General features: G+C 57.4%; 18 protein-coding genes. 10 read left to right on the top strand and 8 right to left on the bottom strand.

Going from position 1 to position 20,513, the window contains the following annotated elements:
- Nucleotides 1-22: 22 nt before the first annotated feature.
- The 3 genes from ACYX4K_RS07895 to ACYX4K_RS07885 form a co-directional block, all read right to left on the bottom strand.
- On the bottom strand, nt 23-646 hold the full coding sequence (locus ACYX4K_RS07895; protein WP_475092664.1) for an acyloxyacyl hydrolase: 624 nt from the start codon (nt 644-646) through the stop codon (nt 23-25).
- Nucleotides 647-763: 117 nt separating this feature from the next.
- A complete protein-coding gene (locus ACYX4K_RS07890; RefSeq protein WP_475092665.1) occupies nt 764-1,915 on the bottom strand; it encodes a sigma-70 family RNA polymerase sigma factor in 1,152 nt (383 codons plus the stop codon).
- Nucleotides 1,916-2,282: 367 nt separating this feature from the next.
- A complete protein-coding gene (locus ACYX4K_RS07885; RefSeq protein WP_476178813.1) occupies nt 2,283-2,753 on the bottom strand; it encodes a hypothetical protein in 471 nt (156 codons plus the stop codon).
- A 174-nt stretch (nt 2,754-2,927) separates the two neighbouring features.
- Here ACYX4K_RS07885 and ACYX4K_RS07880 point away from each other — a divergent pair, with 174 nt between their 5' ends.
- Nucleotides 2,928-3,263 (top strand): hypothetical protein, encoded by a 336-nt coding sequence (locus tag ACYX4K_RS07880; protein WP_475092667.1) that lies wholly within the window; start codon nt 2,928-2,930, stop codon nt 3,261-3,263.
- 118 nt (nt 3,264-3,381) lie between these two features.
- On the opposite strand, the gene murQ is transcribed toward ACYX4K_RS07880, so the two are convergent.
- From murQ to ACYX4K_RS07855, 5 genes are all read right to left on the bottom strand, one after another.
- Nucleotides 3,382-4,365 carry an N-acetylmuramic acid 6-phosphate etherase gene (murQ, locus tag ACYX4K_RS07875; protein WP_475092668.1) on the bottom strand — a complete coding sequence of 328 codons (984 nt, stop codon included), beginning with the start codon at nt 4,363-4,365 and terminating at the stop codon, nt 3,382-3,384.
- A 146-nt stretch (nt 4,366-4,511) separates the two neighbouring features.
- The gene (locus ACYX4K_RS07870) at nt 4,512-5,267 is read right to left on the bottom strand and encodes a YciK family oxidoreductase (RefSeq protein WP_475092669.1); all 756 of its coding nucleotides are present in this window, start codon (nt 5,265-5,267) and stop codon (nt 4,512-4,514) included.
- A 53-nt stretch (nt 5,268-5,320) separates the two neighbouring features.
- The gene (locus ACYX4K_RS07865) at nt 5,321-5,986 is read right to left on the bottom strand and encodes an HAD family hydrolase (RefSeq protein WP_475092670.1); all 666 of its coding nucleotides are present in this window, start codon (nt 5,984-5,986) and stop codon (nt 5,321-5,323) included.
- Nucleotides 5,987-6,004: 18 nt separating this feature from the next.
- The gene (ubiG, locus tag ACYX4K_RS07860; RefSeq protein WP_475092671.1) at nt 6,005-6,709 is read right to left on the bottom strand and encodes a bifunctional 2-polyprenyl-6-hydroxyphenol methylase/3-demethylubiquinol 3-O-methyltransferase UbiG; all 705 of its coding nucleotides are present in this window, start codon (nt 6,707-6,709) and stop codon (nt 6,005-6,007) included.
- Between the two features lie 204 nt (nt 6,710-6,913).
- Nucleotides 6,914-8,275 (bottom strand): TRZ/ATZ family hydrolase, encoded by a 1,362-nt coding sequence (locus ACYX4K_RS07855; RefSeq protein WP_475092673.1) that lies wholly within the window; start codon nt 8,273-8,275, stop codon nt 6,914-6,916.
- Between the two features lie 253 nt (nt 8,276-8,528).
- On the opposite strand from ACYX4K_RS07855, the gene gyrA reads away from it, so the two are divergent.
- From gyrA to lapB, 9 genes are all read left to right on the top strand, one after another.
- A complete protein-coding gene (gene gyrA / locus ACYX4K_RS07850; RefSeq protein ID WP_475092674.1) occupies nt 8,529-11,111 on the top strand; it encodes a DNA gyrase subunit A in 2,583 nt (860 codons plus the stop codon).
- Nucleotides 11,112-11,301: 190 nt separating this feature from the next.
- Nucleotides 11,302-12,381, top strand: coding sequence for a 3-phosphoserine/phosphohydroxythreonine transaminase (gene serC, locus ACYX4K_RS07845; protein WP_475092675.1), 1,080 nt, complete (start codon nt 11,302-11,304; stop codon nt 12,379-12,381).
- A gap of 47 nt (nt 12,382-12,428) precedes the next feature.
- On the top strand, nt 12,429-13,532 hold the full coding sequence (pheA, locus tag ACYX4K_RS07840; RefSeq protein WP_475092676.1) for a prephenate dehydratase: 1,104 nt from the start codon (nt 12,429-12,431) through the stop codon (nt 13,530-13,532).
- Nucleotides 13,533-15,797, top strand: coding sequence for a bifunctional prephenate dehydrogenase/3-phosphoshikimate 1-carboxyvinyltransferase (locus tag ACYX4K_RS07835; protein WP_475092677.1), 2,265 nt, complete (start codon nt 13,533-13,535; stop codon nt 15,795-15,797).
- A 50-nt stretch (nt 15,798-15,847) separates the two neighbouring features.
- Complete coding sequence (cmk, locus tag ACYX4K_RS07830; RefSeq protein ID WP_475092678.1) at nt 15,848-16,534, top strand: (d)CMP kinase; 687 nt, start codon at nt 15,848-15,850, stop codon at nt 16,532-16,534.
- Between the two features lie 206 nt (nt 16,535-16,740).
- Complete coding sequence (rpsA, locus tag ACYX4K_RS07825; RefSeq protein ID WP_043315884.1) at nt 16,741-18,420, top strand: 30S ribosomal protein S1; 1,680 nt, start codon at nt 16,741-16,743, stop codon at nt 18,418-18,420.
- Nucleotides 18,421-18,560: 140 nt separating this feature from the next.
- The gene (gene ihfB / locus ACYX4K_RS07820) at nt 18,561-18,869 is read left to right on the top strand and encodes an integration host factor subunit beta (protein WP_475092679.1); all 309 of its coding nucleotides are present in this window, start codon (nt 18,561-18,563) and stop codon (nt 18,867-18,869) included.
- 97 nt (nt 18,870-18,966) lie between these two features.
- The gene (locus ACYX4K_RS07815) at nt 18,967-19,275 is read left to right on the top strand and encodes a lipopolysaccharide assembly protein LapA domain-containing protein (RefSeq protein ID WP_231491409.1); all 309 of its coding nucleotides are present in this window, start codon (nt 18,967-18,969) and stop codon (nt 19,273-19,275) included.
- A gap of 1 nt (nt 19,276) precedes the next feature.
- Nucleotides 19,277-20,467: a lipopolysaccharide assembly protein LapB gene (gene lapB / locus ACYX4K_RS07810; RefSeq protein WP_475092680.1), complete on the top strand. Its 1,191-nt coding sequence runs from the start codon at nt 19,277-19,279 to the stop codon at nt 20,465-20,467.
- Nucleotides 20,468-20,513 lie beyond the last annotated feature (46 nt).

Genomic DNA, 20,513 nt, shown 5'->3' with positions numbered 1-20,513 from the left:
GTTGAAAAGTGACCAAAATTCTTTAGAACTTGGTGTGCCAGTTCAGTGAAGCAAAGTCGAATCCCGGGTTTGGGGAGTTGGTATAGCCATTGGAAAAATGGCTGTAACGCAGTGACACCGTGTGCCCGTTTTCCAGGGTGTAGCCACCTGCAAAATGTAGGGAGAAATTCAAGTTAGTTGACAGGTCGATGGCGCCGAAGCTCCGCTCGGTAAGGTAGGCAGCCCCGACACCCACTTCACCGAAAATCCCTTTTGCTTCTTGCTGTGGGTACCAGCGGAGCACCGGCTTTAATTCCCAGATCTGCTGCTTCTGGTCTTCGCCCCGGTAGTCAATCCACATATGGCTATAGCTGACCTGAGCCCACCACTGAAAGTGATGGTTACTCGGGTAGTCATAAAACTGATAAGACCAGTTCACGCCGACCATGTCGGAGCCCGCGATCGACTTCTGCTGGATCAGCGCACTGCCGAGGCCCTTACCGCCGCTCAGTATCAGCTCCTGAGCGCCTTCGCGCCACACTGCACCGGCGTGGGTTGTCGCTGAAGTCAGGGCCAGGTAAACACCGGTTGCCACCAGTGCAACAGCTTTTTTCCAATAGGAGAGTGATGGTGTGGGCACAGGGGCCGACACGAAAGAGTAGGGCATGATGTAGTCGCCGGTTATCGCTGTTAGAGGCAGTATTACAAGGTTAGCCGGAAACGAAATGAAGGCAAGCAGGCGCCCCGTTTCCGGGGCCCTGTTGTTACAGAAATGGCCGCAACCTTAGCGCCACTGACGCTTCAGTTGTCGCAGTGCATCGGAATGTAACTGCCGTGCTCGCTCCTGACTAAGGCCTAGTTGCTCACCAATGACCCGGAATGAGCAGTCCCGGTCCGAGATGAGTCCGTAGCGCAAGCTGAGAACGGTGCGCTGGCGTGGTGGCAGCTTGGCAACCGCGTCCCGCAGACGCTGGGCCAGTTCCTGATTGGAAACCAGCTCGTCGGTATTGAACATATCTCCCGCGGGGGCATAGTCCAGCCGCGTGCTGTTCTGGTCGTCGGAAATCGGATCATCCAGAGAGCCGGTTGGGCCGGGTAACTTAAGCAGGCTCTGCACGCGCTCCAGGTCGAGCCCCGTCTGTTTCGCCACATTTTCATCGGAGGCCGGTAGCCCTTCTGAGCGCACCTGGTTTATTGCCCGGTAAATATTGCGCAAATCGTCCTGCACATTGGCGGGCTGGCGTACCATGTCATCGTTGCGTCGCAGGGTCAGCTGGATTTCCTGCTGAATCCACCAATAGGCGTAGGTGGAAAAGCGGTAACCCATCTGGGGTTTAAAGCGCTCAATCGCCTTCATCAGGCCAACGTTGCCTTCCTGAATCAGGTCGATAAACGGCACCGAAGGATTGCGAAAACGCTTGGCGATGGCAATGACCAGTCGCAGATTGCACTGAATGAGCTTTTTGCGCTGCGCCTTGAATTTTTTCATCAGGTTTTGCAGGGCACTGCGGTCGCGCTGGGAGATATTACCGCTCGCTAACAGGTCGTCAGCTTTGGCAATAATCAATCCGTGATCGTAGGCCCCGGTACTCCCACGTTGCTCAACTCCTTCACTGCGCAAGTCCACCAGTGTCACGCCGCGTTTTTGCAGTAGCGCGATAATTTTTTCCTCCAGCTCCCGCAGTAGGCAGGTGGTGGTGTGTTCGTCTTCCGGGGTCAACAGGTCAAGCCGATAGAGATGCTTGAGGTAATTCTGCATCGGCGTGCCGACGTTATCGCCAAGGGAGTCTTCTGAGCCTGAGTCTTCTTCGATTGCCTCCGCGCGGGGTTGCATGGATGGATCCGGGTCTTCCTGTTGGAAGCTGCTCCCGGTTGCGTTGTTGCTATTTTCCTTCAGCCACTGGTCATCCCTTGTTTCAATATTTACTCGGGACAAAAGTCTGAACCTTATGCTGAGGCAGCGCAGTTTTACCTTGTGGACCACGCTGCTGCCGTAAAACTACCGGCGTCATCCTTTCGCAGGATCGCGGCATGGCGCAGAAATTGCCATGCGGACCAATTGACTATAGATGACTGCGTAGGGCCTGTGGAAACTGGCGCCGCAAAAATCGGGACCCGCGGGTACTGATGACTTGAGGAGGAGGAGTGGGATTGGTATTTAGCGGTAGAACCCCGCAGATTTCCGGGATTTCACCGCTTTTTGCCGGAGAATAACCTTTAGAGGTGTTCTCAGTTAACCGGTGCTGGCTTATTTGGTCCGGTTATAACCGCACCTGACGGTGCGGTTTTACCGACGTAGACGACTATCTGATGCGCTTGACCCGCAGCGAGCGGCCGCCCGTTGCCTTGCGCATAAAGAAGGAGCCCAGGGCTCCACGCTCCAGCGTGATCTGCTCGCCGTCGCGCCAGATGGCGCGGCCACTACCGGTTTGCCGCCACACCTGGCCGTTATCCAGCGTGAAAGTGTATTTCCCGTGGGCGCCTTCCACTGCGCTGGTAATCGTGGCCGAGATGGATTCCGGCGCGTCTTCAACGGCATCTTTTCCTTCGTGGCCAAAGCGCAGCTCGGCACGTGCCTTGAGATTGCCGGCAGCCTTGTCAAAGCACGCGAGTCGTTTTTGGTCATCGCTGAATTCAGTGCAGCGGCGCAGGGCGTCTTCCAGGGTTTCGGCGCTGGTGGTGGGCGGGAAAAAGGAAGCGATAGCGAGCAGAAGAAACAGAGGTGCCAGAAAAGGTTTGGGATAGGGCAAAGAGGTAGCGCCTATTTTTCGCATAATGTCAGGTCCGTTCGTTGGGTCTGTTGAATATTGCACCACTCGTGCACGCCACACAATGCAATTTGAGTTGCCTGTCACATTTCCGATTGGCACGCCGTGGAAGAATATTCGAGGCGTAAGCATACAAAAATCATAAAACATCATAAACAACACTCAGGGGTGTAGCCGAATATGAAAAAGCTGTTGATTCCCGCAATTGCCATTGCCGCCGTCGGTGGTTATTTCTATTACACCAACCTCGAAACGACTGCGCCGCAGGCGGAAGAGGTTGTTGTCGAGGAAGAGCTAATCGTTGACGAAGTCGAATCCGCCGTAGCAGAAGCAGAGGCGGCAGCAGACGACTCTCTTGAGGCCGCAGGCGATATGATGGCCTCTGCAGAAGGGGATGTATTTGCCGACGTACCAGAAGCCATGGGCCACGCTCTGGATGAAACGTCAGAGGCAATGCACGAGATGGCCGAGGAAGCGGAAGAGCTGGTTGAGGAAATTGATCACAGCGAAGAGTAACGCTCGCTACAGTTTACTTCTCGCTATCGTTTACTGCAGTCATTGAACAATACCCGAGTTGCGGGAGGAGTTATCCTTTTCGCTACCCGGGTATTTTTTTGGCAATTCATCGTAATGATTAGTGCTGCTGCAGGTTCTGCAGTGCCAGCCGCAGGAAGCCATCGGCTCTTTTCAGTGCGTGTTCCGCTTCCGCGCGCTCGAGTCCACTCAGTATCATCATGATGGCCAGCTTGGCGTTGTGATCGCAGCGTATCAGCACCTCATCGGCTTCCGCGTAGCTCACACCGGTGGCCTCGACAACAATTCGCCGGGTGCGGTCCACCAGTTTCTGGTTGGTGGCTTTCACATCCACCATCAGGTTGTAAAAGCTCTTGCCGATGCGAATCATGCTGGCGGTGGTAAGCATATTCAGCACCAGTTTCTGTGCGGTGCCGGCTTTCATGCGCGTGGAGCCGGTTAATACTTCCGGTCCCACCTCTGGCAGAATGGCGATGTCCGCTTCTTTGGCAATGGCTGCGGATTTGTTGCAGGCAAGGGCTACCGTTGTGCAACCGAGGCTGCGCGCGTAGCGCAACCCGCCGGTGACATAGGGCGTGCGCCCGCTGGCCGCAATCCCTACCACCATGTCCTTGCTGGTCAGCTTGATGCTGCGGAGGTCTTGTTCACCCAGGGCGGGGTTGTCTTCCGCACCTTCCTGAGCGCGGTGTACCGCCTGTTCACCGCCGGCGATCAGTGGCACCACCATCCCTTCTGGAACGCCATAGGTTGGAGGACATTCCACTGCGTCCAGCAGGCCGATACGCCCGCTGGTGCCGGCACCCATATAGATCAGGCGGCCGCCGGCCTTGAAGGCCTCTACCGCTTTATCCACCGCCTCCGCGATCTCCGGCAGTACTTGCCGCACCACGCCGGGGACACCGCTGTCAGCGTCGTTGATCTTCTCGAGAATCCCGTAGGTGGGGAGCAGATCGATGTCCTGAGTGTCCGGATTGCGGGACTCACTGGTAAGTACGCCCAGATCCTCTTTTTGAGTGTCGCTAGTGCGATTGGGTGCAGCGCTGGCGCCTGAACTGGCGATCGATTTGGAGCTGTGGTCGGTCATATCCCCTCGCCGGCGATTGATTTATGCCCGGAACCTGGCGGTCGACCTGAAATGCGTGTTGGTCGAGATTGGGGAAAGTGTAATCACCCGGGCTGCAGTGCACCACTGCAGCCCGGATCTTTCGAATTGACTGGGGAAGGAGGGGATCAACCCTGAGCGTTGAACTGCTTGCCGTTTACGCCAACGCTGTCGTCACCCATCAGGTACAGATAGGTAGGCATGATGTCTTCCGGTGTGGTCACCGAGGCCGGGTCTTCCGCCGGGTAGGCTGCGGCACGCATATTGGTGCGGGTGGCGCCCGGGTTGATACTGTTGACCCGGATATTGGAAACACCGTCCACTTCATCCGCCAGGGTCTGCATCATGCCTTCGGTCGCGAATTTGGAAACCGCGTAAGCGCCCCAGTAGGCGCGACCTTTCAGGCCTACACCGGAACCGGTAAAGATTACCGATCCCGCCTTGGATTCTTCCAGTAGCGGCAGCATTGCCTTGGTCAATCCGAACGCGGCATTCACGTTGATCTGCATCACCTGTTGCCAGGTCGCATAGTGGTAGTTGGCCATGGGGGTGCGCTGGCCGAGTACGCCGGCGTTGTGCAGCAGGCCATCTAAACGACCGAATTCCTGGTCTACGCCCTGGGCCAGGTATTCCAGCTCTTCCCAGCGTACTTCGGAAAGATCCACCGGCAAAATTGCCGGCTTGGCGCCGCCCGCGGCTTCGATTTCGTCATAGACCGCTTCCAGCTTAGGTACGGTGCGGCCAAGCAGAATAACCGTGGCACCGTGGGCAGCGAATGTTTTGGCGGCAACACGACCGATGCCGTCGCCAGCGCCGGTGACCAGAATAATTTTTTCTTTGAGCAGGTTGGCTGGTGCCTGGTAGTTGGAAATGATTTCGGACATTGCAGTATGCAGACTCGTTGATCGCGTATTTTTGTGGATATTGCGCAGTGCAACTATGGGTTCAGGTAGTGTTTTTGCAGCAGCGGCCAGATCTCTTCCGCGTGGTGGATCAGGTGGTCCGCCTGCCAATTTTCCGGGTCGTCACCGTTATCGATGTAGCCATAGCTGCAGGCGATGGTGGGCATTCCGGCGGCGCGGCCAGCCATGATGTCGCGCTCGTGATCACCGACGTAAATCGCTTCCGAGGGATCACAGCCGATGCGGCTGCAGGCGAGCAGAATGGGCTCGGGATCGGGCTTGCGATGGGTAACGTCGTCGGGGCAGATGATGGCTCCGGGGGTAGGGAGGTGCGCGAAGGCTTGCATCAGGGGAATGGTGTAGGCCGAGGGTTTATTGGTCACCACGCCCCAGGCGATACCGTTTTCCGCCAGTTGATTGAGCAGTTTTTCAATGCCCGGAAAGGGTACGGTATGTTTGGCCAGGTGCATCAGGTACAGGTCCAGCAGGCGTTGGCGCAGCATGTCGAACCCGGGTTGCCCTTCGTCGACGCCAAAACCCAGATGCACCATGGCGCGGGCGCCATTGGAGACCACTTCGCGAATGGTGGCGTCTGCCAGAGGCGGCAGTTTTTCCTGTTCGCGCAATTGGTTGAGCACCACCACAAAATCTGGAGCGGTGTCGAACAGGGTGCCGTCGAGATCAAAGAGTACAGCTTTCATAGTCGGGTAATTCTGGATTTATTCGGCGGGGCGAATGGCGTGCATCAGGTAGTTGACGTCGACGTCCCTCGGATTCAGTTTGTACTGTTTGGTGAGGGGATTGTAGGTCATACCGGTGATGTCGCGGGTTTGCAGGTCTGCTTCCCGTACCCAGCGCCCCAGCTCCGACGGGCGGATAAATTTGCCGTATTCGTGGGTGCCTTTGGGAAGCATGCGCAAGACGTATTCGGCTCCCACTACGGCAAACAGCCAGCCCTTGGGGGTGCGGTTGATGGTGGAGAAGAATACATGGCCGCCGGGTTTGACGAGCTTGGCGCAGGCACGGATCACGGAAGACGGATCCGGTACATGCTCGAGCATTTCCAGGCAGGTGACGATGTCGAAGTTACCGGGCTGCTTTTCGGCGAGCTCTTCCACGGGGATGCGTTGATAATCGATTTTTACGCCGGATTCCAGGGCGTGCAGTTTGGCTACATTGAGCGGTGCTTCGCCGAGGTCGATGCCGGTGACATCGGCGCCGCGCTGTGCCATGGCTTCGGTGAGAATGCCGCCGCCACAGCCTACGTCGAGTAGCTTCTTGCTGGCGACGGGGGCGCGCTGGTCGATGTAATTGGCGCGCAGGGGATTGATCTCGTGCAGGGGTTTGAATTCACCCTGCTGGTCCCACCAGCGGCTGGCCAGTTGTTCAAATTTGGCGATTTCCGCCGGATCTACGTTGATCATCAGATATGGGTTGCCATGTTGATGCTTTTAGATGGCCCTGTGGCGGCCGTGCTGGCGGTGGCTTCTCGCGGGACACGCCGTAAACCCATCCCTGGGGGCTCGGCTGCGGCCGTCCAGGCCGCAGACGGTCCCGCGAGAAGCCCCCGCCAGCACAGCCTTCAATCCTGAGAATTGTGCTCCGTAAGCGGATCCAGTTGATCGGGCTTAACTGCTAAGACCGGCGATTCTATCACGCCAGTTCGCCGCCCGTTGCTTCAGTTCTTCTTCATTTAGTGTGGTGAGTTTGCGGTCCTTCAGCAGCTGCTTGCCGGCAACCCACACATTGCGCACATGGTGACCATTGGCGGTGTAGATCAGCTGTGACAGTGGGTCGTGCAGGGGCTGCTGTTCCAGGGCGCTTAGGTCGATGGCACACAGGTCTGCGGCTTTGCCTACCTCAATGCTGCCAGTGGCATCGTCGATGCCCAGGGCGCGGGCGCCATTGATGGTGGCCATGGCGAGGGCCTGGTGGGCGGGGAGGGCGTCGGCCTGTCCGGAGACGGCTTTGGCCAGTAGTGCAGCGGTGTTGGTTTCCGCGAGCATGTCGAGGCCGTTGTTGCTGGCGGCGCCGTCGGTGCCGATGGAGACGTTGATGCCGGCTTCCAGCATTTTCGCCACCGGGCTGAATCCGGAGGCGAGCTTGAGGTTGGAGCGCGGGCAGTGGCTGATGTGGGCGCCGGTTTTCTGGATCAGGGCAATGTCATCGTCATTCAGCGCGGTCATATGTACGGCCAGGAATTGAGGGGACAGCAGGCCGAGTTTGTGCAGCCGTTCGGTGGGGCGCTGGCCGGTTTCGGCTACGGCTCGCTCCACTTCGCCGGCGGTTTCGTGCAGGTGCATCTGCACCGACATGCCCAGCTCGTTGGCGTAAATGGCGATTTTCTTCAGGGTCTCGTCACCCACGGTGTAGGGGGCGTGTGGGGCGAAAGCGAGGCCGATGCGGTGGTGGGAGCGGTAGTCGTCGCGCAGTGCCAAGCCTTTTTCGATGGCATCGTCGCCATTTCTGGACCAGTTGTTGGGGAAGTCGATGATTGGGAAGGCGATCTGGGCGCGCATGCCGGCTTCGCGGACGGCGGCGGCGGTGGCTTCCGGGAAGAAGTACTGGTCAGAGAAGGCGGTGGTGCCGCTTCTGATCATTTCCGCCATGGCGAGTCTGGAGCCGTCGCTGACAAACTCCGGGCCAACCCACTGCTGCTCCGCGGGCCAGATATGTTGTTCCAGCCAGGTCATCAGCGGGTAGTCGTCGGCGTAACCCCGCAGCAGGCTCATGGCGGCGTGATTATGGGTGTTGATCAGCCCTGGAATCAGCAGCTGATCACCCAGTTGCAACTCTTCTTTCGGCGCGAAGCGATTGCGGGCCTCGCTGCTTGGCAGGATGGCGGTAATGATGCCATTGGTGATGGCCAGTGAGCAGTTTTCGTACACCCGCTTTTCCGGCACCACCGGAATAATCCAGCGGGCGTGAATCAAGGTATCGATCGGTTGTTTTTTGTGCGTTTTTTCAGCGGTTGCGTTGCTGTTTGCCATGGCTGCTGTGCGTTTTTTGTTCCGTTGGAAAGGCGGAGACTTTAACCGCGGGAAGGTGCGTGAACAAGTCTCTACAAGTCGTCCTACCGCGCGCCAATTGTGCTAGAATCGCCCGCTTGATCGGGGTCCGTGACTCGCTGGCCCCACCAGTTCCCAGCCTGTTGTTGCGTCTCCCCCAGAGAAGGGTGGTGGCAGCGGGCGTAGCCGGGGCCTGCCCCGCGGGCGGCGTTAACGATAAGGAATGCCTGAAAATATGGGCGAATTAGCCAAAGAAATTTCTCCGATCAATATCGAAGAAGAGCTGAAGCAATCCTACCTCGACTATGCGATGAGCGTGATTGTGGGCCGTGCGTTGCCAGATGTGCGCGATGGCCTGAAGCCGGTGCACCGGCGCGTGCTCTACGCGATGAACGAACTCAAAAACGACTGGAACAAACCCTACAAAAAATCTGCCCGTGTGGTGGGTGACGTTATCGGTAAATACCACCCGCACGGCGACAGTGCGGTGTACGACACCATCGTGCGTATGGCACAGCCGTTCTCCCTGCGTTACATGCTGGTAGATGGCCAGGGTAACTTTGGTTCCATCGACGGTGACAGCGCGGCCGCCATGCGTTACACCGAGATCCGTATGGACAAGCTCGCCCACGAGCTTCTGTCGGATCTGGATAAAGAAACCGTTAACTTTATCGACAACTACGACGGCTCCGAGCAGATGCCGGAAGTACTGCCGTCGCGCGTGCCGAATCTGCTGGTCAACGGTTCCTCCGGTATTGCAGTGGGCATGGCCACCAATATCCCGCCCCACAATATGAGTGAGGTGGTAAAAGGGTGTCTGGCACTGATCGATAACAGTGAGCTGTCCATCGATGAGTTGATGGAGTACATCCCGGGCCCGGATTTCCCTACTGGTGCGATCATCAATGGTCGTGCGGGAATCCTGATGGCCTACCGCACCGGTCGTGGACGTATTTATATCCGCGCGAAGGCGGAAGTGATCCGCGATGACAAGACCAATCGCGAAACCATCATTATTCACGAGATTCCCTACCAGCTGAACAAGGCGCGCCTGATCGAGCGTATTGCCGAACTGGTAAAAGAAAAGAAAATCGAAGGTATTTCCGAGCTGCGCGACGAGTCTGACAAGGACGGCCTGCGCGTGGTGATCGAGCTCAAGCGCGGTGAACTGGGTGATGTGGTTCTGAATAACCTCTACGCCCAGACCCAGCTGGAAAGCGTGTTCGGCATCAATATGGTGGCGTTGGTGGACGGCCAGCCCAAGTTGCTGAACCTGAAACAGCTGCTGGAATACTTTATCCGTCACCGCCAGGAAGTGGTGACCCGCCGTACCGTATACCTGCTGCGCAAGGCCCGTGAGCGCGGTCATATTCTGGAAGGTCTGGCGATTGCCATCTCCAATATCGACCCGGTGATCGAGCTGATCAAGGCCTCCGCCACTCCGGCAGAGGCCCGCGAAGCGCTGCTGGCCAAAGGCTGGCCGGTGGGTGAAGTGGAGCAGTTCCTGGAGCGCGCTGGCGCCGATGCCTGCCGCCCGGACGACCTGCCGAAAGAATTTGGTATGCGTGACGGCGCCTACTATCTGTCGCCGGCTCAGGCCCAGGCCATTCTCGAGCTGCGCCTGCACCGCCTGACCGGTATGGAGCACGACAAACTGCTGGCGGAATACAGCGAGCGCCTGGAACAGATCGCCGAATACCTGGAAATTCTGGGTAGTCCAGAACGTCTGATGCAGGTAATCCGTGAAGAGCTGGAAGTGCTGGAAAAAGAGTACGGCGATGAGCGTCGTACCGATATCGTGGCTTCCCGTCAGGATCTGTCTGTAGAAGACCTGATTACTCCGGAAGACAAGGTAGTAACCATTTCCCACGGTGGCTACGCCAAGAGCCAGCCGCTGGCGGACTACCAGGCCCAGCGCCGTGGCGGTATGGGTAAATCCGCCACCCAGGTAAAAGACGAAGACTTCGTCGAGCACCTGCTGATTGCCAACTCCCATGACACCATTCTGTGCTTCTCCAACAAGGGCAAGGTGTACTGGTTGAAGGTGTATGAAGTGCCCACCGCCGGTCGCGCTTCCCGTGGTCGCCCAATGGTAAATATGCTGCCACTGGAAGACGACGAGCGTATCAGCAGCCTGATGCCGGTGTCCGAGTACGATGAAGACCACTTTATTTTCTTCGCCACCGCCAACGGCACCGTGAAGAAAACCCCGCTGACGGCATTCTCCCGTCCGCGTAGCGTTGGCCTGCGCGCCATCGAGCTGGAAGAAACCGATCGCCTGGTGGCCACTGCGATTACCGATGGAAAGCAGGATGTGTTGCTGCTGACCAGTGCCGGTAAAGCGGCCCGTTTCGCCGAAGAAAACGTGCGCTCCATGGGTCGTGTTTCCCGCGGTGTGCGCGGTATCCGCATGGCCGAAGGCGTACACGTGATCGCTATGGTGATCCCGGAAGAGGGTGGCTCGGTGATGATGGCAACCGAAAATGGCTACGGCAAGCGCACCGCCACGGCGGATTTCCCGACGAAAGGTCGCGGCAACCAGGGTGTGATTGCGATTGCTTCCAGCGAGCGCAATGGTGCGCTGGTGGGTGCCTGTCAGGTGCATTCCGGTGAGGAAATTATGCTGATTTCCGATCAGGGCACCCTGGTGCGTACCCGGGTCGATGAAGTTTCTGAGCTGGGTCGTAATACTCAAGGTGTTCGCGTGATCCGGCTGAAGGAAAATGAGAACCTGGTGGGCCTGGCGCGGATTCAGGAGAGTGAAGGTGACGAGGGCGACGAGGGTGAGGCAGCCGAAGGCGGCGCTGCCGAGGAGTAACCTCTGAACCGGATTTATCTCGAAAAAGGCTGCGAATACTCGCGGCCTTTTTTGACTTTAGCGGCCGGGAATGTGTTAGTGGCGAAAGGTCTGTAATCGCAAGTGCTAAAAGTGGGGTTTGCCCATCTCGACATTGCGACTGAGGCCAAAGAATTTATCCAAGTTTGTTTTTCTCTGTGGAAGTGAATCGATGAGAAAGTTTAATTTCTGTGCGGGACCTGCGGCGTTGCCGGAGCCGGTATTGCGGCAGGCACAGGAAGAATTGCTGGACTGGCAGGGGTTGGGTTGCTCCGTAATGGAGGTCAGCCACCGTTCGCCGGAGTTTACCGAGGTGGCAGAAACCGCTGAGCAGGATCTGCGCGATCTGCTGGCCATTCCGGACAACTATAAAGTCCTGTTTTTGCAGGGCGGTGCTACCGGTCAGTTCAGCGCTATCCCCTGGAACCTGCTGGGTGGTGGCAGCAAGTCCGCTGACTATATCCATACGGGACAGTGGGCGGACAAGGCCATCAAAGAGGCCCAGCGCTACGGCCAGGTGAACATCGTCGCCTCCTCGGAAGACCGCAATTTCAGCTATGCGCCGGCGGCGGATAGCTGGCAGGAAAGTAGTGATGCCGCTTATTTCCATTACACGCCGAATGAAACCATCGGCGGTGTGGAGTTTCCGTATATTCCGGACGTAAAAAGTCCGCTGGTTGCGGATATGTCTTCCTGCATTCTGTCTCAGCAAATCCCGGTCGATAAGTTCGGTTTTATTTACGCCGGTGCGCAGAAAAATATCGGCCCGTCCGGTATTGCCGTGGGTATCGTGCGCGACGATCTGCTGGATCGCGCGCTGCCGGATATCCCGCGCAGCCTGAACTGGAAGATCGCCGCAGACGGCGGTTCCATGGATAACACGCCGCCGACCTTTGCCTGGTACCTGTCCGGCCTGGTGTTCAAATGGCTGAAGGCGCAGGGCGGCGTTGCTGCCATGGCGGAGCTGAGCGAGAAGAAGTCTGCCTTGCTGTACGACTTCCTCGACCGCAGCGATTTCTTTTCCAGTCCGGTTTCTAAGGAAAGTCGTTCGCGCATGAATGTGCCGTTCGTTCTGGCAGATGAAAAGCTGGACAAGTTGTTCCTCGAGGAGTCCGAAGCGGCCGGCCTGTTGAATCTGAAAGGCCACCGTTCCGTGGGCGGCATGCGTGCGTCGTTGTATAACGCTGTGCCTTTGGCTGCAGTAGAGGCACTTGTCGCCTTTATGGCGGATTTCGAACAGCGCAACGGCTGATTACAGCTGCATATTGATTGAAAGGATTAGGTAAGAGGGCGAAAATTATGTCTGAAGAGAAGCCCAAGCAGGATGAGCGCCTGCTCGAACTGCGCGACCGTATTGACGGTCTCGACAGCGAAATTGCACGGCTGATTTCCGAGCGCGCGAACTGTGCGTTGGAAGTGGCGGAAGTCAAAAAAAAGAACGGTGAGAATGCGTTGTACTACCGTCCCGAACGGGAGGCGCAGGTATTACGCCGTGCCATGGAGCGCAATAAGGGGCCGCTGACCAATGAAGAGATGGCGCGGCTGTTCCGTGAAATTATGTCTGCCTGCCTCGCGCTGGAAGAGCCCGTCAAAGTGGCCTACCTGGGCCCGGAAGGTACCTTTACCCAGCAGGCGGCGCTGAAGCATTTCGGGCATTCTGCGGTTTCCAAGCCGCTGGCGGCTATCGATGAAGTGTTCCGCGAAGTGGAAGCCGGTGCGGTAAATTACGGTGTGGTGCCGGTGGAGAATTCCACCGAGGGTGTGGTGAACCACACCCTGGACAACTTTATGACGTCCAACCTGAAAATCTGTGGAGAGGTGGAGTTGCGTATTCACCAGCACCTGATGATTTCCGATATCACCCGCAAGGAATCCATTACTCGCATCTATTCTCATGCGCAAAGCTTGGCACAGTGCCGTAAATGGCTGGATTCCTACTACCCGAATGTGGAGCGGGTGGCGGTGGCCAGCAATGCGGAAGCCGCCAAGCGCGTGAAGGGAGAGTGGAATGCGGCGGCCATTGCCGGTGATATGGCGGCGGACATGTACGGCCTGAAAATCCTCAATGAAAAAATCGAGGACCGTCCGGACAACTCCACTCGCTTCCTGATTATTGGTACCCAGGCGGTGCCCGCCAGTGGCGACGACAAGACCTCCCTGATGGTCTCCATGCGTAACGAGCCGGGTGCGTTGCACGATCTGCTGGTGCCGTTCCAGACCCACAAGATCGATCTGACCCGGGTGGAGACCCGCCCGTCCCAGAGCGGTAACTGGACCTACGTATTCTTTATCGACTTCGTCGGCCACCGCGATATCGAGAATGTCGCCACTGCGCTGAAAGATGTGGGCGCCTGCGCTTCGGATATGAAAGTGCTGGGCTCTTACCCCCGCGGAGTCCTGTAAATGTCGAGAGCAGGGATGTTGGTGGGGCAGGATGCAGTCGCTGGGATTGGCCGTTTGGTCGTGGTCGGTATTGGTTTGATTGGTGGCAGTCTCGCGCTGGGATTGAAGGCGGCCAGTGGTTGCCGTCAGGTTATCGGCGTTGCCCGTCGTCCGCAGACCTGTGAGCAGGCGGTGGCGCTGGGTGTGGTGGATCGCGCGGTTACTGATATCGCGGAAATTCTGTCGGAGCTGGAAGCCGGGGATGTAATTTTCGTAGCGGTACCTACGCTGACGGTCGAGGCGGTATTCGCCCAGCTAAAAGACCGGGTGCCTGCGGGTGTCACCATTACCGATGGTGCCAGCGTAAAGGGCAGCGTGATTGCCGCGGCAAAAAATGTCTGGGGCGAAGTGCCAGAATTTCTGGTGCCGGGTCACCCCATCGCCGGCTCCGAGCAGAGTGGTGTGACCGCTGCTCGCGACGACCTCTATATCGCGCACCGCATCATTCTCACACCGCTGGAAAATACCGCGGGCGAGCACGTTAATCGCATCCGGAAAATGTGGGAAGCCGTGGGTGCAGAAGTGTTGAGTATGCCGGTGGATGAGCACGATGAAGTGCTCGCCGCTACCAGCCACTTGCCTCATGTGATTGCCTTTGGTCTTGTCGATACTCTGGCTCACGATGCGGAAAACGAAAATATTTTCCGTTATGCCGCCGGTGGCTTTCGCGATTTCACCCGTATCGCCTCCAGTGATCCGGTTATGTGGCGGGACATCATGCTCGCCAATCGCGATGCCATTCTGAAATCCATCGATCTCTACACCTCCAATCTGGGTTCTCTGCGCAGTGCCATTGCCAGCGGCGACAGCGAACAGCTGATGGGGGTGTTTACCCGGGCCAAGGCGGCGCGGGATCACTTCACCAAAATGCTGGCCAAAAAAGCGTATACGGAAACTATGGAAGCGAAGGAAGTAACTTTTATTGCCCAACCGGGCGGTGCGGTAAATGGCGATCTGCGAGTGCCTGGTGACAAGTCCATGTCCCACCGCTCGATCATGCTGGGCTCCCTGGCAGAAGGTGTCACTGAGGTAGAGGGATTCCTGGAAGGGGAGGACGCGCTCGCCACTCTGCAGTCGTTCCGCGATATGGGTGTGGTGATTGAGGGGCCGGTCAACGGCCGCGTTACCATTCACGGTGTGGGCATGCACGGTCTGCAGGCGCCTCCCGGGCCTCTGTACGTCGGTAACTCCGGCACTTCCATGCGTCTGCTGGCGGGTCTGCTTGCCGGTCAGAAATTCGATACCGTACTGACCGGTGACGAATCCCTGTCCAAGCGCCCGATGAATCGCGTGGCCAATCCGCTGCGTGAAATGGGTGCGGTTGTGGAGACCGGTGAAGAAGGGCGCCCGCCACTCAAGATCAAGGGTGGAAGCCAGTTGAAGGCGATTGATTACACCCTGCCCATGGCAAGTGCCCAGGTGAAATCCTGTGTGTTGCTGGCGGGCCTCTACGCCGATGGCGAAACCAGCACTACCGAGCCAGCACCGACCCGCGATCACACCGAGCGCATGCTGTCGGGCTTCGGCTACGAAGTGCAGCGCGACGGTCCCCGCGCCAGCCTGAAAGGCGGTGGCAAGCTGACTGCCGGCCACATCGATGTGCCCGCGGATATTTCTTCCGCCACCTTCTTTATGGTGGCGGCTTCCATTGCGCCGGGTTCCGACGTGCTGCTGCAGCACGTGGGTATCAACCCGACTCGCGACGGCGCCATCAATATCCTGCGCGCCATGGGTGCCGACATTACCCTGGAGAATCAGCGCGAAGTGGGCGGTGAGCCGGTGGCGGATATCCGCGTGCGTTACGCACCCTTGAAAGGCATCAATATTCCGCAAGACCAGGTGCCCCTGGCCATCGACGAATTCCCGGCGATCTTTGTCGCTGCTTCCTGCGCCGAAGGGGAAACCGTGCTGACCGGCGCCGAAGAGCTTCGGGTCAAAGAGAGTGATCGCATTCAGGCTATGGCCGATGGCCTCGAGATCCTGGGTGTGGACGCCAAGCCAACCCCAGACGGCATCGTGATTCAGGGTACAGGAGGTGAAGGCGCGGTATTTGGTGGCGGTGAGGTGGATAGCCTCGGGGATCACCGTATTGCCATGTCCTTCGCGGTAGCCGCTCTGCGTGCCGGTGCGGATATCGAAATTCGGCACTGCGCCAACGTGGCCACCTCGTTCCCCAACTTTGCCGCGCTGGCGACCGGCGCCGGAATGAAACTGGTGGTGCGCTGAGCGCATCGCCCTATTATCTGTATCACTAACGTAAGCAGTATCGAATCGTTATGACTGACACTTCCTCCCAGGCCCCCGTGGTCACCATTGACGGCCCCAGCGGTTCCGGCAAGGGCACCATCGCCAAGCTTCTCGCGGACAAGCTCGGCTACGCTTTGCTGGACTCCGGGGCGCTTTACCGTTTGACTGCGCTGGCGGCGCTCGATGCGGAAGTGGACCTGGGGGATGAAGATCGCCTGGCAGATATTGCCGGCAATCTGGATATCCGTTTTGCCATTGCCGGCGGTGAAGTGGCTGCGGTACTGGCGGGCAAGGATGTCAGCCGGGATATCCGCATGGAGCGGGTCAGTATGGCCGCTTCGAAGGTGGCCGCGGTTCCCGCCGTGCGCGAGGCGCTGCTACAGCGTCAGCGGGACTTTCGCGCACTTCCCGGGCTGGTGGCGGACGGGCGAGATATGGGTACTACCGTGTTCCCCGACGCGCCGGTCAAAGTGTTCCTGACGGCCAGCGCGGAAGAGCGCGCCCGCCGCCGCTTCGATCAGTTGCAGGGTAGGGGGGTTTCTGTTAGCCTCCGCGACCTGCTGGAGGACATCCGCGCCCGGGATGACCGGGATATGAACCGCGCAGCCTCCCCTCTAGCCCCGGCGGAAGACGCCGTGGTGCTGGATAGCACGGACATCGATATAGAGGGTGTTCTGCAAAAAGTGCTCGAACTGGTACAAAAACGTATCGACTGAGCCAGACTGACAACACCGTGCTAAAGCGCATCGGTGCTGGGCAGTCCAGACAATCTGTTTCTAACGTCAGCGGCCGGGATCAGCCAGAATTGCCCGGCCGCTGTCGTAATCTAACCCGCGTACTGGCAGCGCGGCGGGGTCTGAGCTGAAGATTGACTACGTTTTACAGTCATCCACGGCCGGGCCTACCCAAATAGGTATGAGTAATGACCGAGAACTTTGCTGAGTTATTTGAAGAAAGCTTGAAGAGTGTTGAGATGGCGCCTGGCGCTATCGTGACCGGTATGGTTATCGACATCGATAAAGACTGGGTAACCGTTCACGCGGGCCTGAAGTCTGAAGGTGTGATTCCTGCAGAGCAATTCAAAAACGAAAAAGGCGAAGTCGATCTGCAGATCGGCGACGAAGTACAGGTTGCCCTGGAAGCCGTAGAAGATGGCTTCGGTGAAACCCGTCTGTCCCGCGAAAAAGCCAAGCGCGCTGAAGCCTGGAAAATCCTCGACGCTGCACACGCTGCAGACGAAGTGGTTAAAGGTGTTATCAGCGGTAAGGTTAAAGGCGGCTTTACTGTTGACGTTGCCAACATCCGCGCGTTCCTGCCGGGTTCTCTGGTAGACGTACGTCCGGTTCGCGACACCGCGCACCTGGAAGGCAAAGAGCTCGACTTTAAAGTGATCAAGCTGGACGCCAAGCGCAACAACGTTGTTGTTTCCCGTCGCGCCGTGATGGAAGCAGCCAACAGCGAAGAGCGTGAAGCCCTGCTGGCCAGCCTGCAAGAAGGCATGGCGATCAAAGGTATCGTGAAGAACCTGACCGACTACGGTGCTTTCGTAGATCTGGGTGGTATCGACGGCCTGCTGCACATCACCGATATGGCTTGGAAGCGCATCAAGCACCCGAGCGAGATCGTGAATGTTGGCGACGAGATCGAAGTAAAAGTACTGAAGTTCGACCGCGAGCGCAGCCGTGTATCCCTGGGCCTGAAGCAACTGGGCGAAGATCCTTGGGTATCCATCAAGCAGCGTTACCCGGAAAACAGCCGCGTGAAAGCGGTTGTAACCAACCTGACCGACTACGGCTGCTTTGCCGAGCTGGAAGAAGGTGTGGAAGGTCTGGTACACGTATCCGAAATGGATTGGACCAACAAGAACATTCACCCGTCCAAAGTTGTCAATGTTGGCGACGAAGTCGAGGTAATGATTCTGGACATCGACGAAGAGCGTCGTCGTATCTCCCTGGGTATCAAGCAGTGTCAAGAAAACCCGTGGGATGCCTTCGCGCGTAAATTCGCTAAAGGCGACAAGATCTCCGGTAAGATCAAGTCCATCACCGACTTCGGTATCTTCATCGGTCTGGACGGCAGCATCGACGGTCTGGTTCACCTGTCCGACATCTCCTGGAACGAAGCTGGCGAAGAAGCCGTACGCAAGTTCAAGAAAGGTGACGAGCTGGAAACCGTTATCCTGGGTATCGACTCCGACCGCGAGCGTATCTCCCTGGGTATCAAGCAGCTGGAATCCGATCCGTTCTCTGATTACGTGGCCACCAACGATCGCGGCAGCATCGTAATGGGTACCATCAAAGAAGTTGATGCCAAGCAAGCCATCATCACCTTGGCCGACGAAGTGGAAGGCGTACTGCGCGCTTCCGAAATCAGCCGCGACAAGGTTGAAGATGCGCGCAACGCTCTGAAAGAAGGCGAAGAAGTAGAGACCAAGATCACCAGCGTGGATCGCAAGAACCGCGTGATCAGCCTCTCCATCAAAGCCAAAGATCAGGACGATGAGAAGCAAGCCATCAAGGATCACAGCAAGAAGCAGGCTGAACAGGTTCAGCCAGCGACTATCGGTGACCTGATCAAGGCGCAGATGAATAACAAAGACTGATAAGGTCTTGTTATTAATGGACTCAACTCAATGAGTTGAGGCTATGCGAGAGCCGGACTGGGGTTGCCCAGTCCGGCTTTCTATTAGATGATTGCCGCTATTCCAGAATAATCAATGACTTAGAAAGGATTGCGGACTGCATGACCAAGTCTGAACTGATCGAGAAGATCGCTCTGAGGTTGGATCAGCTGCCGGTAAAGGATGTAGAGCTGGCGGTCAAAGTCATGCTGGACACCATGTCGTGTGTTCTGGCAGAAGGGGAGCGTATAGAAATTCGCGGTTTTGGCAGTTTTTCCCTGCACTATCGCGCACCACGCACTGGGCGCAACCCGAAAACCGGTGACTCCGTCGAGCTGGCGGGCAAATATGTACCGCACTTCAAACCGGGAAAAGAACTCAGGGATAGGGTAAACCAGCAGATGAAGCGGGATGTCTACGAGGACGCGTAAGTCGCGGACGAGGATTCCATTGCCGAGCTGGTCACAGTGGGCTAACACTGTAACGGACTTTTAGATTTTCACATTCCTTCCGGAACCGGAGGTTCGCTTGTCATTTCTGCGCTGGATATCGCGTTTGCTGTTCGGGATATTGGCACTGGCGTGTATTGCGCTGGGTGTATATTTTGCAGTCGATAACCCCGAAAGCATTACCCCCCGATTTGCGGGATATCCCCTATTTGCGGGCAGTGTCGGCTTCTGGCTGATCGGTTTCCTGCTGATCGGTGCCTTGCTCGGGTTTCTCGCCAGTCTTCTACCTTATTGGACTGAGCGGCGCCGGGTGAAAGGCCTGGAGCGCCAATTACTGCGCACCGAGCGCGAGTTGCATACGGTGCGTCGACAGGTTGCCGGAGAGTAGTTTGAGCGACCTGATATTTTTCATTTTCATTTTTGCGGCTATTGCCATTGGGTGGTATCTCGGTCGCAAGAGTGGCAAGAAAAAGGGTGCCAGAAATAACGAGCACCAAGCCCTGGCGCAGTCTTACGCGCAGGGGTTGAATTACCTCTTGAGTGAGCGCCACGGTGACGCGATCGAAAAGTTTATCGACTCGCTCGAAGTCAGTAGCGCCACCTTTGAAACTCACCTTGCCCTCGGCAACCTGCTGCGCAAACGCGGGGAGCACGACCAGGCTATTCGGGTGCATCAGAACCTTCTTGCGCGTCCCAGTCTCAACCGTATCAGTCAGCAAAAGGCGCAACTGGAACTGGCGCGGGACTACATTGCCGCCGGTTGGCTCGACAGGGCAGAGCGCCTGTTACAGGAGCTGGTGGAGACGTCTTCTGAGCTGCGTAATACCAGTCTTGAATATCTGGTTGAGGTGTACAGGGATGAACGGGAATGGGCCAAGGGCATTCACGCGGTTAACCTGCTGCACGGCCGTCGCTTCAAGCGCCTGTCCAGCGAATGGGCGCCGATTCAGGCGCACTTCTGTTGTGAGCTGGCGGAAGAGGCGATCAATGGCAAGGACTATCTGAGCGCGCGCAAGCATATTGACGCGGCGCTGGGATACGACAAGCACTCGGTGCGTGCCAATCTGCTGCTGGGTCGGCTGGAGCATATTCTGGGGCGCCCACAGGAAGCGATTCGCGTGCTTGAGCGGGTGCCCAAGCAGAACCCGGATTACATCCCGGAAATCCTCGAGTTACTGATTACCTGCTACGACGCGCTAGGTGACGAGCGGGGGCTTGAGCGCTATCTTGAGGCGCTACAGAAGGAGCATCCCACAAATAGTGTGTTGATCGCGCTGGCCGAGCGAATTCACCAGCAGCAGAGTGAAGCGGAAGCAGCGGCCTTTATGGGTAAGCAGCTCGCGCTACGCCCTTCACTGCGTGGCCTGGGTCATTTTCTGAACCTGCATATCGACAGTACTGAAGGGCGCTCTCGAGAGAACCTGTACCTGCTGAAAAACCTGATCGATCAGCTGATTGCAAGCCGTCCTCACTACCGCTGTAATCACTGCGGTTTTTCCGGCAATCAACTGCACTGGCTGTGCCCCAGCTGTAAGCGCTGGGATACCGTGCGCTCGGTCAAAGGGATTGAGGGCGAATAGCTCTGGCCCGGACGACTTATTTCTTTCTCCCATTTCTAACACTGAG

The sequence above is a fragment of the Microbulbifer sp. ABF4_107 genome (assembly GCF_056312215.1).
This window is presented reverse-complemented; position numbering and strand designations above follow the sequence as displayed.

Excerpts from the sequence above, each read along its gene's own strand:
- ACYX4K_RS07895 (WP_475092664.1), bottom strand. The coding sequence starts at position 646 with ATGCCCTACTCTTTCGTGTCGGCCCCTGTGCCCACACCATCACTCTCC.
- ACYX4K_RS07885 (WP_476178813.1), bottom strand. The coding sequence starts at position 2,753 with ATGCGAAAAATAGGCGCTACCTCTTTGCCCTATCCCAAACCTTTTCTG.
- ACYX4K_RS07880 (WP_475092667.1), top strand. The coding sequence starts at position 2,928 with ATGAAAAAGCTGTTGATTCCCGCAATTGCCATTGCCGCCGTCGGTGGT.
- murQ (WP_475092668.1), bottom strand. The coding sequence starts at position 4,365 with ATGACCGACCACAGCTCCAAATCGATCGCCAGTTCAGGCGCCAGCGCT.
- ACYX4K_RS07870 (WP_475092669.1), bottom strand. The coding sequence starts at position 5,267 with ATGTCCGAAATCATTTCCAACTACCAGGCACCAGCCAACCTGCTCAAA.
- ACYX4K_RS07865 (WP_475092670.1), bottom strand. The coding sequence starts at position 5,986 with ATGAAAGCTGTACTCTTTGATCTCGACGGCACCCTGTTCGACACCGCT.
- ubiG (WP_475092671.1), bottom strand. The coding sequence starts at position 6,709 with ATGATCAACGTAGATCCGGCGGAAATCGCCAAATTTGAACAACTGGCC.
- ACYX4K_RS07855 (WP_475092673.1), bottom strand. The coding sequence starts at position 8,275 with ATGGCAAACAGCAACGCAACCGCTGAAAAAACGCACAAAAAACAACCG.
- gyrA (WP_475092674.1), top strand. The coding sequence starts at position 8,529 with ATGGGCGAATTAGCCAAAGAAATTTCTCCGATCAATATCGAAGAAGAG.
- serC (WP_475092675.1), top strand. The coding sequence starts at position 11,302 with ATGAGAAAGTTTAATTTCTGTGCGGGACCTGCGGCGTTGCCGGAGCCG.
- pheA (WP_475092676.1), top strand. The coding sequence starts at position 12,429 with ATGTCTGAAGAGAAGCCCAAGCAGGATGAGCGCCTGCTCGAACTGCGC.
- ACYX4K_RS07835 (WP_475092677.1), top strand. The coding sequence starts at position 13,533 with ATGTCGAGAGCAGGGATGTTGGTGGGGCAGGATGCAGTCGCTGGGATT.
- cmk (WP_475092678.1), top strand. The coding sequence starts at position 15,848 with ATGACTGACACTTCCTCCCAGGCCCCCGTGGTCACCATTGACGGCCCC.
- rpsA (WP_043315884.1), top strand. The coding sequence starts at position 16,741 with ATGACCGAGAACTTTGCTGAGTTATTTGAAGAAAGCTTGAAGAGTGTT.
- ihfB (WP_475092679.1), top strand. The coding sequence starts at position 18,561 with ATGACCAAGTCTGAACTGATCGAGAAGATCGCTCTGAGGTTGGATCAG.